Raw genomic sequence first — 13,828 nt, 5'->3', positions numbered from 1 at the left:
GTGGTGCACACCACCGGGGTGGTGGGGGACAAGATCGTGGTGGTGCTGACGTTGCACCCGGCGGGCACGTCGTTCCGGGCGGCGGCGGCGCGGGTCACGGCGCTCACGGAGCAACTTGTGACCTGAGTCACAGGGTGGGGAACGGTTGTCTCCGGTGACGGTCACCCGTACTGGTCAAGTTCGGGCGTGAAGGGAAAAGTCGGGCAAAGAACTGGGCGGTTTGTACGGTTCTAGGCGGATTGTTGGTCACTGACGTATGTAGCTTTTTTCTCCCAGGCACCAGCCGAACGGGGGACAGGTTGGCGGATGCGGAGGGCACCTGGGCGCAGCCCGGGGTGCACGTTGCGGATCTTGACGACCTGCGGGACGCCGCGCACGACCGGGCGGTGCTCTCCGAGGCGCGGGTCGTGCTGGCGCGGCGGCTCGGGGTGCCGCCGGGCGAGGCTCTGCAGCATCTGATCTGGCTCGCGCGCGATCTGGACATGGAGCTCAGCGAGGCGGCGTCGCTGCTGGTCAAGGATGGCGGCGGCGGGCCGGTGGGGGCCGTCGCGGCGGGCCGCAGGGCGCCCCGCACGCAGGCCGGCACGGCGGAGCGCCAGGCCGTGCTGTCGGAGGCGGAGGACGTCCTGCGCCGGGTGACGGCCGAGGACACCGCGGGGGACGCGGAGATCCTGGCCCGGGTGCCGGACGATCCGGCGGCGAGGGCCGTGCTCGACGGGGCGCTCGACGCGTCCGCCCACCTGGTGCCGGTCAGGGGGCCGGACGGCGACGTGGCCGACTTCCTGTTCGTCGATCTCAACGACCTCGTGCTGGACATGTTCGGGCGGGGCCGGGAGGAGCTCGCCGGGCGCCGGCTGCTGCAGACGGACCCCGGTGCGGTGCTGAGCGGGCTCTTCGACGAGTACGTGGACGTGCTGGAGAGCGGGACGCCTTTGGAACGTTCCTCAATCCAGTACACGACCGCGCAGCGGGGGCTTTCCCGGTCGTCCCGGATGAGCGTGCGGTGCGTCGCCGTGCCGACCGGGGTGTGCGTGACCTGGCGTTACCACGAGCGCGAGGACCGGATCGCGCGGCGGCTCGAACGGGTCGAGCGGCTGGCCCTGATCGGGTTCGGCGAGTGGGACCTCGCTACGGGCGAGGCGGCCTGGACGCCGCAGATGCTGGCCAACTACGGGCTCGACCCCGACCAGGTGCCGCCGATGCCGCACGACCTGCCGAAGGTGGTGGCGGACGACGACCTGCCGCTGGTCGAGGAGGCCGTCCAGACGATGTTCTCGCGCCGGGAGCCGGTGGAGGCGGAGCATCGGGTGACCGGCCGGGACGGGGCGCCGCGGCACCTGTGGGTGTTCGCCGAGCCGGTGCTGGCCGAGTCCGGGCTGCCGGTGTCGATCAACATCGTCTCGCAGGACATCACCCGGCGGCGCGGCGTGGAGCGGGCGCTGGCGGAGACCCGGCGGCAGATGCTGAAGCAGCAGGAGCGGATGGCGCAGGAGCGGCGGGTGGCGGTGACGCTGCGCCGCGCGATCCTGCCGGACGAGGACGAGGTGGAGCCTCTGCCGGGCCTGCGCATCGCGCTCCGTGCCCTGGCGGCGGAGAGCACCGCCCGCATCGGCGGCGACTGGTTCGCGACCCGAGCGTTCCCGGACGGCCGGTCGCTGTTCGCGATCGGCGACGCGGCCGGGCACGGCCTGCCCGCGGCGGCGGCGATGGCGCGCACCCGGAACGGGCTGCTGGGCCTGACCTGCACCAGGGAGCCCGCGGGACGGCTGGTGGGCTGGCTGAACGAGCTGGTGAGCAGCATGGACCCGCCGGCGACGGGCACCGCCGTCGTCGCCCAGTTCGATCCGCGCGGACGGGTCCTGGAGTGGACGTGCGCGGGGCATCCGCCGCCGATCCTGATCCGGGACGGGCGGGCGGTGCCGATGGAGGTCGTCCGCGACCCGATGCTCGGCGCGGTGCCCGACTGGGGGTACATGACGATCACCACGCGGCTCAGCCCCGGCGACATGCTCTTCCTCTACACCGACGGCCTCGTGGAGCGCAGGGACGCGGACCTGGACGAGCGGATCGCCCGCCTCACCGGCATCCTGCGGGACTGCGCCACGCAGCCCGAGAGCATGCTGGACGACGTGCTGGCGCGGATGGAGCACGACCGCGCGGCCGACGACACCACGCTCTTCGCCCTGCATGTGGAGTGACCGAGACCACCTTTGACCTGCGATCATCGCACTGTGTGATGTGCGTCTCACCCATGCCGGCGCGGACGGGGCGCGCGGGGCGGGTTCCGGCGCGGGCCGAGTGGCGTGGCGAGGCGTTCTTTACCATTTGCGCAGTGGCGGGTAAGCCCGGCGGGCAAAGGGCTGAGGGGCGGTTCTGGAAAGATCGGGAACACGCCGCGCCCTGACGATGTTGATGCTTCCTTGAGAGGGCTTTGATCGGGTCAGACCGAGTTTTGTGCCTGGTTTGCTTTCTTTGAGAAGGTTGATACCTTCTTACCGAATCACGCAACGCGTCCCATGCGTTGCCTCCGGCCGTGCCAAGCGCGGCCGAGGATCGCGGAGCGGTTACCGCCCGCGATGCGCGCCCAGCGAGGTGCGCGATCAGATCAAGATCAGTCACTGAGATCAATCCGAATGCACCGCATCGCGGTGCGAGGCCGAGTCCGTCCGGTCCACCTGACCGGAACGGAGCCGGGGACCCAGGTTCCAGGGGTGAATCGGCGCGTCCGAGAGCCGCGCCGTAGGGCTGCTTCCATGCCCGAATCCGTCAGCTAACCCGGTAGGCGTCATGGGAGACAAGGAGATTCCCCGCATGACCGGTCGTTTCGATCGACTTTCCCTGAACACCCTCACGCCCGAGGACAAGGCCGTCGGCGTCGCCGTGGGCGCCGTCCTGGCGGGCGCCGTCGGGCTCGCGCTCTTCAACCCGCTCACCGACGACCGCGCCGTGGCCGAGGCCCCGGCCCAGGCGGCGGCGGTCGCCGAGAAGGGCGGCGTGTCCAGCAAGTCCGTCAAGTCGGACAAGGCTTCCGCGGCCGTCTCGGCCGCCGAGGCCCGCGCGCAGGGCTTCAAGGTGCCCCCGCGCGCGGTCAAGCCCAGCGAGGTCATCAAGCTCGCGGAGAAGCAGGTCGGCATCTCCGAGGGCAAGGGCGGCATGACCAAGTTCCACAAGTGGTACGTGTCGACCCCGCACGCCGCCGAGACCGCCCAGCGGGACGGAGGCTTCTCCGTCAACGACTACAAGGGCGCCCAGTGGTGCAACATGTTCGTCTCCTGGCTCGGCGCCCAGACCGGCGTGAAGAACATGGGCTGGGACGCGTACACCGTCCAGCACGCCACGTGGTTCAAGAAGACCGACCGCTGGGGCAAGGCCGCCAAGCCCGGCGCGGTGGTGTTCTTCGACTGGGACAAGGGCTCGCGCGGCAGCATCGGTGACATCGACCATGTCGGCCTCGTCGTCAAGGACAACGGGAACGGCACCGTCAAAACCATCGAGGGCAACACCGAGAACGCGGTGAACAAGAAGACCCGCGACAAGTCCGAGATCGTCGGCTACGGCTACCCCGACTACGCGTCCTGACCCTCCCGCCGCCATTGCGGCGGCCGGTCGGTGCGGCGCAGTCCGGATCGCTTGATCCGGGTCGTGTGGACCGCGTGATCTGAATGGCGTCATTCGAAGGCGCCCGGCGTCGGCCGGGCGCCTTCGGGCGTTGCGGGGTGATGTAACCCATGTCGCCGCCGAAGGCGGGTAATGCCAAGCATTGACAGCCTTTGACTGCTCTTGGACCTCATCACGGCGTTCCGGGAAAGGAACCCGTGCACACGTCCCATCGAGCCCTGGACGCGCGGGGAGGGGGCCCATGCGGGTGCGCCCGGACGTCACCGTCGTCGTGATCGCCTACAACGACGCGTGGCGGCTGCCCAGGGCGGTCGCCTCCACACTGGAGCAGTCGCTGGGCGGCGTCGAGACGGTGATCGTCGACGACGCGAGCACCGACGGGACCGGCGAGATCGCCGACCGGCTGGCCGCCGCGCATCCGGGCCGGGTCCGCGCCGTCCACCTGCCGTCGAACTCCGGCGGCTGCGGGCGGCCCCGCAACACCGGGATCGAGGCGTCCGCCGGACGGTACGTGATGTTCCTCGACAGCGACGACCTGCTGGACCGGCACGCCTGCCTCAACCTGTTCGCCGCGGCCGAGGACGCCGGCGCCGACCTCGCCTCCGGGCTGTGCGACCGGATCTTCCTGGACGTGCCGCCGGGCGCGAAGGGCCGCGTCCGCCCCTGGTATCCGTGGCTGTACCGCCGCAGGGCCGTGTACGGCCCGCTGGAGGAGCACCCCGACCTCCTCTACGACACGCTGTCGACCAACAAGGCGTACCGGCGCGACTTCCTGGACGAGCACGGCCTGCGGTTCGTCGAGCGGCTCCACTACGAGGACCTGCTGTTCACCGCGGAGGCGTACCTGGCGGCGAGGCGGACGGCGCTGATCCCGCACCGCGTCTACAACTGGCTGGTGCGGGAGCGGACGCCCGCGCCGTCCATCTCCAACCGGCGCGCCGACCTGGCCAACTTCGCCGACCGGCTGGAGATCCACCGCCGCATCGACATGCTGTTCGCGCTGCGCGGCGCCCACGACCTGCGCCGCGCCAAGGACGTCAAGTTCGTCAACCACGATCTCGCCCTCTACCTGCGCGAACTGCGCGACCGGGACCCGGGCTACCGGTCCCGCTTCCTCGACCTGGCGGCGGGCTACCTGGCCGAGCTCGATCCCCGGGTGTTCGAGGAGGCCCACCCGCTGCCCGCGATCGCCGCGTACCTGATCCGCGAGGGCGATCACGCGGCCGCGCTCGCCGCCGCCGAGCACGGCGGTGCCGTCAAGCGGCCAGAGCTTCGCGCGCAGCTCGTGGAGCGGGACGGGCGGGTGTTCTGGGGCACGGGACGTCCGCGCGGGACGCTCGGACGCCGCATCCTGGACGTCACCGACTTCGGCTTCCATCTGCGACCGCTCAAGGACCTGCGCCCGGGGAACACGGTGACGCTGCTGGAGGTGCGGGGCGGCCGTGTCCGGATGGCCGGGTACGTGCTGAACCCGCTGGGCCGGATCCGTCCGGACGCGGAACTGTCGGCCACGCTTGAGTTCGGCGACCGGCGGCACCGCGCCAGGAAGGGGCGGGTCCGCGCGGCCGTCCGGCATGAGGGCGACCGGCTCGCCTGGCGGGCGGAGTTCGACCCGAGGCGGCGCATCCGGCCGGTGGGGTTCGTCGACCCGGTCTGGGACGTGCGCCTGCGCGTCCGGGTGGACGGCGAGGACGTGGTCACCCGGCTCGGCGAGGGCCCCGGGTCGCCGCCGCTCGGCGGCGTCGAGCTGCCCGTCCGGCCCCGGCTGACGAGGCTCGCCGCCGACCGGCTCCGCTCGTACGTCACCGGCGGCGGGCACCTGGCGTTCTCGCTGGAGTCGGGCACGCCGTGGGCGCGGCTCGCGGGGTCCACGGCGCGGCGCGCCGCCACGTCCCCGGCGGGACGGCTGGCGTGGGGCCTCGTGGGGCGGCGGGCGCGGCGGACGGAGAAGGCCGTCCGCCGCACGCTGACGTCCCGCACGACCAAGATCGCCGTGTTCAACCGGGTGCTCAGCCGGCTGCCCGTCCGCCAGGGCCTGGCGGTCTTCGAGACCCACCTGGGCAGGCGGTACTCGGACAACCCGAAGTACATCTACCGGGAGCTGCGCAGGTCGGGGAGGCCGGTGGACGCCGTGTGGTCGTACGCGTCGTCCCCGAAGGGCTTCCCCGGGGACGCGAGGCTGGTGCGGCGCGGGTCGTGGGCCTACTTCCTGGCGCTCGCGCGGGCCCGCTACTGGATCGACAACCAGGGCTATCCGGACGGTCTTCGCAAGCGCCCTGAGACCACCTACATCCAGACCTGGCACGGGTCGGCGTTCAAGCTGATGGGCCAGGACCAGCCGCGGGTCAAGAGCGGCTCCGCCGCCGAGCGGGCCCGGCTGCGGCGGTCGGTGGAGCGGTTCGACTGCTTTCTCGTCCGGTCCGGGCATGACGTGGAGACGCTGTGCGCCGGGCTCGGTGTCCGGTCGGAGCTGCTCCCGGCCGGGTATCCGCGCAACGATCCGCTGGTCAACGGCGTGGACGGCGATCCGGAGCTGGCCGCCGAGGTCGACGGGCTCCGCCGCTCGCTCGGCCTGGACGCGGGCGACGGGCGCCGCGCCGTCCTGTACGCGCCGACGTTCGCCACCGGGCCGAAGGGGCGCCCGGTCCGGCTGCTGGAGCCGCCCATCGCCCCCGGCGTGTTCGCGCGGGAGCTGGGGGAGGAGTTCGTGCTGCTCGTCCGGCCGCACTACCTGTGCCGCGCGAACCTCCCGCCGGGCGCGCACGCGGTCATGCGGGACGTCGGCGACGTGCCCGACGTCACCCCGCTGCTGCTCCTCGCGGACGCGCTGATCACCGACCACTCCTCGATCATGTTCGACTTCGCGCTGCTCGACCGGCCGATCGTCCTGCACCTCCCCGGCGGCCGTGACCGCACGGCCGGCTACTTCGACCTGGAACGGCACGCCCCGGGCCCGATCACCCGCACCGAGGACGAGCTCGTCGCCGCGCTCGCCGGCCTCGACGACGCGGACGCCGGCCACGCCCCCCGCCGCCGCGCGTTCGCCGAACGCTTCGGCGAGCACGACCGCGGCACCGCCGCCCGCACGGTGGCGGACCGCTATTTCCCGGCCGCCAGGCCCCGCCACAAGGGAGAACGCCGCCGCAAGGGGGAATACCGCCGCAGGGGGGAGCAGCATGGCCGCACCGCGTGACGTCTTCATCGTGTGCAACAACGCCGACGACATGGGCGGGCTGCAGCGCTGGGCGCATCACCTGGCGCGGCTGCTCGCCGGGCGCGGCGACCGCGTCACCCTCGTCGGGATCACCCGCGGGACGCGGCCGTACCACCACGGCCGGGACGGCTCCTACGCCGTCGAGGTGCTGCACGCGGAGTGGCGTCCGCCCGCGATGGCCTGGCGCCCGGCGACGCTCCGGCAGCGCCTGGACGTCTCGGCACGCGCACGCGACCTGTGGCGGAGGGCGGCCCAGCGGCGCGGCGCCGCCCGCCTGTCGGAGCTGTTCGCCGCCGCCCGGCCGGGCTCGGTCGTCATCGCGGCGCAGGTGTGGGCGATGGAGTGGGTCCGGCTGGCCGACACGTCCGGGCTGCGGGTCGTGGGCATGAGCCACGAGTCGTACGCGGCCACCCGCGCGTCGTCACGGTACCGCCGGGTCAGGGAGCACTACGCGGACGTCGACCGGATGCTCGTGCTCACCGCCGAGGACGCCGACGCCTGGGCCCGGAACGGCATGACCAACGTCGACTACATCCCCAACGCGCTCCACGTCACTCCGGACGTCCATCCGACGCTCGACCTCCCCGTCGTGGCGTGCGTCGGCCGCCTTTCCTACGAGAAGGGCGTGGACCTGATGCTGGAGGCATGGGAGCGGGTCTCCGCGCGCCATCCGGGCTGGCGGCTGCACGTCTACGGCAGCGGACCGGACGGCGAGCGGCTGCGCGCCCAGGCGGCCGAGGCCGGTCTGCTGGGCGGAGCCGGGCCAACCGGCTCGGTGGAGTTCAGGGGCGTCGTCGCGGATGTGGAGGAGGCGCTCGTCGAGGCGTCGGTCTTCGCGCTGCCGTCGCGGGCCGAGGGCTTCCCGATGTCGGTGCTGGAGGCGATGGCCTACGGGCTCCCGACGGTCGCGTTCGACTGCGCGCCGGGCGTCCGGGCCCTGCTCGGCGAGCGGACCGGGGCCCTGGTCGAGCCGGGCGACACCGCCGCGTTCGCCCGGGAGCTGGAACGCCTCATCGAGGACCCGGACCTGCGCCGCGCCCTCGGAGCCGAGGCACGCGCCTCGGTGCTGCGGTTCCACCCGGACACGGTGCTCGAACGCTGGGACCGCCTGTTCGACCTCCTCCACCGCGATCTCCCGTCCGGCGACCCGGCGGGGGAGCCCGTGCGGGACGGGAGGGAACCCGTCCTGGAGGGTGATTCTTTCTAACAAGTGTTTGGTAGAGTTCGCGGCGTGATGGAGAACGAGACCCCGGCGGACCGGGCGTTCCGCGCCGCGGTCCGCGACTGGCTCCGCGCCAACCTGGCGGGCGGGTTCGCGCACGCCCGCGGGCTCGGCGGGCCGGGACGCGAGCACGAGGCGTTCGAGGAGCGGCTCGCCTGGGAGCGGCACATGGCCGCCGCCGGCTGGACGTGCGTCGGCTGGCCCGAGGAGCACGGCGGGCGCGGCGCCACCGTCGAGCAGCAGGTCATCTTCAACGAGGAGTACGCGCTCGCCGGCGGCCCCGCCCGGGTCGGCCACATCGGCGAGAACCTGCTCGGCCCGACGATCATCGCGTTCGGCAGCGCCGGGCAGCGCGCCCGCTTCCTGCCGCCGATCGTCGCCGTCGAGGAACTGTGGTGCCAGGGCTACTCCGAGCCGGACGCGGGCTCCGACCTCGCCAACGTGCAGACCCGTGCCGAACTCGACGGCGGCCACTGGGTGATCAACGGCCAGAAGGTCTGGACGTCCCTGGCTCTCGAATCGGACTGGTGCTTCGCCGTCTGCCGCACCGAGCCGGGCTCGTCGCGCCACCACGGCCTGTCGTACCTCCTCGTCCCGATGCGGCAGGACGGCGTCGACATCCGGCCGATCGTCCAGCTCACCGGCACCTCCGAGTTCAACGAGGTGTTCTTCGACGGCGCGCGGACCGACGCGGCCAACATCGTCGGCGCGCCCGGCGAGGGCTGGAAGATCGCGATGGCCACGCTCGGGTTCGAGCGGGGCGTCGCCACGCTCGGCCAGCAGGTCGGGTTCCGCCGCGAGTTCGACGGCGTCGCCGACCTGGCCCGGCGCACCGGCGCGCTCGACGATCCGCTGCTGCGCGACCGGCTGACCAGGGCGTACATGGGGCTGGAGATCATGCGGCTGAACGCGCTGCGCACCATGGCGGGCGTCGCCGCCGGCGCGCCCGGGCGGGCCTCAAATGGGGGGACGACCCTCCACACCCCCCGGAACGGGCGGGCCTCAAGTGGGGGGACGACCCCCCACACCCCCCGGAACGACGCGGAGTCGTCCATCTCCAAGCTCGTCTGGAGCACCTGGCACCGGGAACTGGGCGAGCTGGCCATGGACATCCTGGGCGCCGCCGGCCTCATCGCGGACGGCGAACCCTACGACCTCAACGACTGGCAGCGGCTCTTCCTGTTCTCCCGCGCCGACACGATCTACGCCGGGTCGAACGAGATCCAGCGCAACATCATCGCCGAGCGCGTGCTCGGCCTCCCCCGTGAACCGGCCGCGAGCAGGGAGGCACGGGAATGACGCCGCCCCGCTACGTCCCCGGGCACGGGCTGCTCAACGACCGCGCCGTCGTGATCACCGCGGCGGCCGGGGCCGGGATCGGCGGCGCGACCGTGCGCCGCTGCCTGGAGGAGGGCGCCCGCGTCCTGATCTCCGACGCGCACGAGCGGCGGCTCGGCGCGTCCGCCCGGGAGCTGGGGGAGGAGTTCGGCGCGGCGCGCGTGGCGTCGCTGGCCTGCGACGTCACGTCCGAGGAGCAGGTCCGGGCCCTCTACGCCCTCGCCGTCGAACGCTTCGGGCGCGTCGACGTCGCGGTCAACAACGCGGGCCTCGGCGGGACGGCCGACCTGGCCGACATGACCGACGACCAGTGGGGACGCGTCCTCGACATCACCCTCACCGGCACCATGCGCTGCACCCGCGCCGCGCTCCGGGTCATGCGCGACCAGGGCTCGGGCGTCATCGTCAACAACGCGTCGGTGATCGGCTGGCGGGCGCAGAAAGGGCAGTCGCACTACGCCGCCGCCAAGGCCGGGGTGATGGCCCTCACCCGCTGCGCCGCGCTGGAGGCCGCCGAGTACGGGGTCCGGATCAACGCGGTGTCGCCCTCGCTGGCCATGCACCCGCATCTCGTCAAGGTGACGTCCGAAGATCTCCTGGACGAGCTGACGCGCCGCGAGGCGTTCGGCCGCCATGCGGAACCATGGGAGGTGGCCAACGTCATCGTCTTCCTGGCCGGCGACTACTCCTCGTACATGACGGGCGAGGTCGTCTCCGTCTCCTCCCAGCACGCATAGGAAACCCAACTGATGAGTCCACGACGGCGCGACGCCGAAGGCACCGCCGCCGCCCGCGCGGAACGGCGGGCGGAGCTGCTCGCCACAGCCGCCGAGGTGTTCGCCTCCCAGGGCTACTCCGCCACCACCGTCCGGAAGGTCGCGGACGCCGCCGGGATCCTCGGCGGCAGCCTCTACTACCACTTCGACTCCAAGGAGGCGATGGCCGACGAGATCCTGTCGACGTTCCTGGACGAGATGTGGGCCGCCTACGACCGCGTCCTGGAGTCGGGGCTCAGCGCCCGCGACACGCTCGAAGGCATCGTCGTCGAGTCGTTCCGGGCGATCGACCGGCACCGTCCGGCCGTCGTCCTCTACCAGAACGAGTCCAAGCACCTCGCGACCAGTGAGCGGTTCCGCTACCTGCACGACTCCCGGCGCCGGTTCGAGGAGATGTGGCTGTCGCTGCTGCGCCGGGGCGTGGAGGAGGGCGCGCTCCGCGCCGATCTCGACCTCGACCTCGTCTACCGGTACATCCGCGACACCGTCTGGGTCGCCGCCAACTGGTACAGGCGCGGCGGGCGGCTGTCGGCCGACGACATCGCCAAGCAGTACCTCGCCATGTTCCTCGAAGGCATCCAGTCGAGCTAGGCCCCCGTACGAAGGAGACACCCCATGGCCGAGGCATACATCGTCGACGCGGTGCGCGCGCCCGTCGGGCGGCGCGGCGGCGGCCTGTCCGGCGTGCACCCCGCCGACCTCGGCGCGCACGTGCTGACCGCGCTGATGGAACGCACCGGCGTCGACCCGGCGGCGGTCGAGGACGTCGTGCTCGGCTGCGTCGACGCGGTCGGCCCGCAGGCCGGGGACATCGCCCGCACCTGCTGGCTCGCCGCCGGGCTGCCCGAGGAGGTGCCCGGCGTCACCGTCGACCGGCAGTGCGGGTCGTCGCAGCAGGCCGTGCACTTCGCCGCGCAGGCCGTCCTGTCCGGGACGTCCGATCTGGTCGTGGCGGGCGGCGTGCAGAACATGTCGCAGATCCCGATCGCGTTCGCGATGACCGCCGCCGAGCCGCTCGGCTTCACCCGCGGCCCGTTCGCGGGCTCCACCGGCTGGACGCGCCGCTACGGCGACGCCGAGGTCTCCCAGTTCAACGGCGCCGAGATGATCGCCCGCGACTGGGACATCTCCCGCGAGGAGATGGAGGCGTTCGCCTACGAGTCGCACCAGCGGGCGATCCGCGCGACCGACGAGGGCCGGTTCGAGCGGGAGATCGTCCCGTACGAGGGCGTCACCGCCGACGAGGGCCCGCGGCGCGACACGTCGCCGGAGAAGATGGCGGGCCTCAAGACCCTCGTGGAGGGCGGGCGCCTCACCGCCGCGCTCTCGTCCCAGATCTCGGACGGCGCCGCGGCGCTCCTCATCGCCTCGGAGCAGGCCGTCAGGGACCACGGCCTCACGCCGCGCGCCCGCGTCCACCACGTCTCCGCACGCGGCGAGGACCCGATCAGGATGCTGTCCGCGCCGATCCCCGCCACCGCCTACGCGTTCAAGAAGACCGGCCTGACCATGGACGACATCGACGCCGTCGAGATCAACGAGGCGTTCGCACCCGTCGTCCTCGCCTGGCTGAAGGAGACCGGGGCCGACCCGGCGAAGGTCAACCCCAACGGCGGTGCCATCGCCCTCGGCCACCCCCTCGGCGCCACCGGCGCCCGCCTCATGACGACGCTGCTGCACGAACTGGAGCGCACCGGCGGGCGCTACGGCCTCCAGACCATGTGCGAAGGCGGCGGCCAGGCCAACACCACCATCCTCGAACGCCTCTGACTACGCGGCGGACGGGGTGTCGCGGCGTTCCGCCCTGATCTGCAGGACGTACCGCTTGATCTGGTCGGTGATCTCCTCGGTGCCCCAGCCGAGCGCCGGGGCGAGGAGGCGGGCGACGTGCGAGGCCGCGGCGACGCCGCCGTCCCGCTGCTCGATCGAGACGCGCAGCCGCCGGGACAGGACGTCCTCCAGGTGCAGGGCGCCCTCGTGCGTCGCCGCGTAGACGGCCTCTGCGCACAGGTAGTCCTCGGCGCCGGGGACGGGGCCGCCGAGCGCCGGGTCGTCCGCGACCAGGGCCAGGACCTCGCGGACGCACGACCCGTACCGGCGCAGGAGGTGCTCGACCCGCGCGACGTGCAGGCCCGACTCGGCGGCGAGGCGGCGCCGCTCGTTCCACAGCACCTCGAACCCGACCGCGCCGATGATCGGCAGCCGTTCCGTGACGGACTCGGGGACGGCGTCGTCCAGGCCCTCGGCGACGACGTCGACGGCGTCCCGCGCCATCACCCGGTACGTGGTGAACTTCCCGCCGGTCACGACGACCAGGCCCGGCACGGGCTCCGCGACGGCGTGCTCGCGGGACAGGCGGGTCGTGTCGTCCACCTCCGCTGAGAGCAGGGGCCGCAGGCCCGCGTAGACGCCCTGGATGTCGTCGTGGGTGAGCGGGGTCCGCAGGACGGCGTTCGCCTGGTCGAGGAGGTAGCCGATGTCGGTGTGGTCGGCGACCGGTTCGTCCGGGCCGTCCTCGTGCGGGGTGTCGGTCGTCCCGACGAGCCAGTACCGCCCCCACGGGATGATGAACAGGACGCTCTTGGACGTCCGCGTGATCAGCCCGGTGTCCATCGGGATCCGGTCGCGCGGCACCACCAGATGGACGCCCTTGGACGCCCGGACGGCGAACGACGCCCGCGAGCCGGTCATGGCCTGGGCGCCGTCCGTCCAGACGCCGGTCGCGCACACGACGCGCCTCGCGCGGACGGCGATCTCCTGGCCGCCCTCAAGATCGAGGACGCGGGCGCCGGTCACCCGCTCGCCCTCGCGCAGGAACCCGGTCGCCTCGGCGCGGGTGACGACCTTCGCGCCGTACTGCGCGGCCGTCCTGGCGACCATCATCGTGTAGCGGGCGTCGTCCACCTGCGCGTCGTAGTACTGGATCGCGCCGATCAGGGCGTCCGAGCGCAGGGCCGGCGCCTCCCGCAGAGCGCCGCGCCTCGTCAGCTGCCGGTGCCGGGGGAGCGCGCGGGCCCCGCCCAGCGAGTCGTACAGGGTGACGCCCGCGCTGACGTAAGCCCGCTCCCACACGCGGTTGCGCAGCGGATACAGGAACTGGACAGGACGCACCAGATGCGGCGCCAGCCGATGGAGGAGCAGGCCGCGCTCCCGCAGCGCCTCCCGGACGAGACCGAAGTCGCGCTGTTCGAGGTAGCGCAGCCCGCCGTGGATCAGCTTGCTGGAGCGGCTGGACGTCCCGGCCGCCCAGTCCCGCGCCTCCACCAGCGCGACGGACAGGCCGCGGGAGACGGCGTCGAGGGCCGTTCCGGCGCCGACGATGCCGCCGCCGACGACCAGGACGTCGAACTCCGTGTCCGCGAGGCCGCGCAGGGCGTCCTCCCGGTAGCGCGGTCCGAGGGCTACGGATGTCACTGCATGCTCCCGAAGAGAGATCAGTTCGAGTGTCGTGCGGCCGGGTTGCGGCGAGCCGTCGCCCGGAGAACGTCCCGGACAACCGGACGACAACGCGCCGCGGCCCGGCGAAAGGCCCTAGTCGACGTCGACCCAGTCGAGGGTCCGGGTGACGGCTTTCTTCCAGCCGGCGTAGCCGTGGCGGCGCTGGTCGTCGTTCCAGGTGGGTTCCCAGCGGCGGTCCTGGTTCCAGTTGCGGCGTAGTTC

The 13,828-nt window shown here is 72.7% G+C and carries 9 protein-coding genes and 1 riboswitch; of the genes, 8 read left to right on the top strand and 1 reads right to left on the bottom strand.

Translation table 11 applies throughout. From position 1 onward, the window contains the following. The first annotated feature begins 299 nt into the window (after window positions 1-299). The 8 genes from ETD83_RS31765 to ETD83_RS31730 all read left to right on the top strand — a co-directional run bounded on the left by ETD83_RS31765 (window position 300) and on the right by ETD83_RS31730 (window position 11,938). A complete protein-coding gene (locus ETD83_RS31765) occupies window positions 300-2,198 on the top strand; it encodes a PP2C family protein-serine/threonine phosphatase (protein ID WP_138648897.1) in 1,899 nt (632 codons plus the stop codon). Window positions 2,199-2,644: 446 nt separating this feature from the next. Then, a riboswitch (cyclic di-AMP (ydaO/yuaA leader) is annotated at window positions 2,645-2,799 on the top strand. A gap of 12 nt (window positions 2,800-2,811) precedes the next feature. After that, window positions 2,812-3,579, top strand: a complete 768-nt coding sequence (locus ETD83_RS31760; protein WP_230421325.1) for a CHAP domain-containing protein — start codon at window positions 2,812-2,814, stop codon at window positions 3,577-3,579. A gap of 280 nt (window positions 3,580-3,859) precedes the next feature. Then, a complete protein-coding gene (locus ETD83_RS31755) occupies window positions 3,860-6,811 on the top strand; it encodes a bifunctional glycosyltransferase/CDP-glycerol:glycerophosphate glycerophosphotransferase (protein WP_138648895.1) in 2,952 nt (983 codons plus the stop codon). Continuing rightward, window positions 6,795-8,039: a glycosyltransferase gene (locus ETD83_RS31750; protein WP_138648894.1), complete on the top strand. Its 1,245-nt coding sequence runs from the start codon at window positions 6,795-6,797 to the stop codon at window positions 8,037-8,039. The genes ETD83_RS31755 and ETD83_RS31750 overlap by 17 nt, the downstream gene beginning before the upstream one ends. Before the next feature lie 27 nt (window positions 8,040-8,066). Beyond that, on the top strand, window positions 8,067-9,353 hold the full coding sequence (locus ETD83_RS31745) for an acyl-CoA dehydrogenase family protein (RefSeq protein WP_138648898.1): 1,287 nt from the start codon (window positions 8,067-8,069) through the stop codon (window positions 9,351-9,353). Next, entirely contained in the window at window positions 9,350-10,129 is a 780-nt protein-coding gene (locus ETD83_RS31740; RefSeq protein WP_138648893.1) for an SDR family oxidoreductase, read from the top strand. Before ETD83_RS31745 ends, ETD83_RS31740 begins: the two co-directional genes overlap by 4 nt. Window positions 10,130-10,141: 12 nt before the next feature. After that, entirely contained in the window at window positions 10,142-10,759 is a 618-nt protein-coding gene (locus ETD83_RS31735) for a TetR/AcrR family transcriptional regulator (protein ID WP_138648892.1), read from the top strand. 24 nt (window positions 10,760-10,783) lie between these two features. Further along, entirely contained in the window at window positions 10,784-11,938 is a 1,155-nt protein-coding gene (locus ETD83_RS31730) for an acetyl-CoA C-acetyltransferase (RefSeq protein WP_138648891.1), read from the top strand. On the opposite strand, the gene ETD83_RS31725 is transcribed toward ETD83_RS31730, so the two are convergent. Beyond that, on the bottom strand, window positions 11,939-13,582 hold the full coding sequence (locus tag ETD83_RS31725; protein ID WP_138648890.1) for a glycerol-3-phosphate dehydrogenase/oxidase: 1,644 nt from the start codon (window positions 13,580-13,582) through the stop codon (window positions 11,939-11,941). It abuts the gene before it with no gap. Window positions 13,583-13,828 lie beyond the last annotated feature (246 nt).

It is taken from the genome of Actinomadura soli (assembly GCF_005889715.1).
GTDB classification, from domain to species: domain Bacteria; phylum Actinomycetota; class Actinomycetes; order Streptosporangiales; family Streptosporangiaceae; genus Spirillospora; species Spirillospora soli.
Note: the sequence above shows the minus strand (reverse complement) of the source record. Positions and strands in the feature narration are given on the sequence as shown.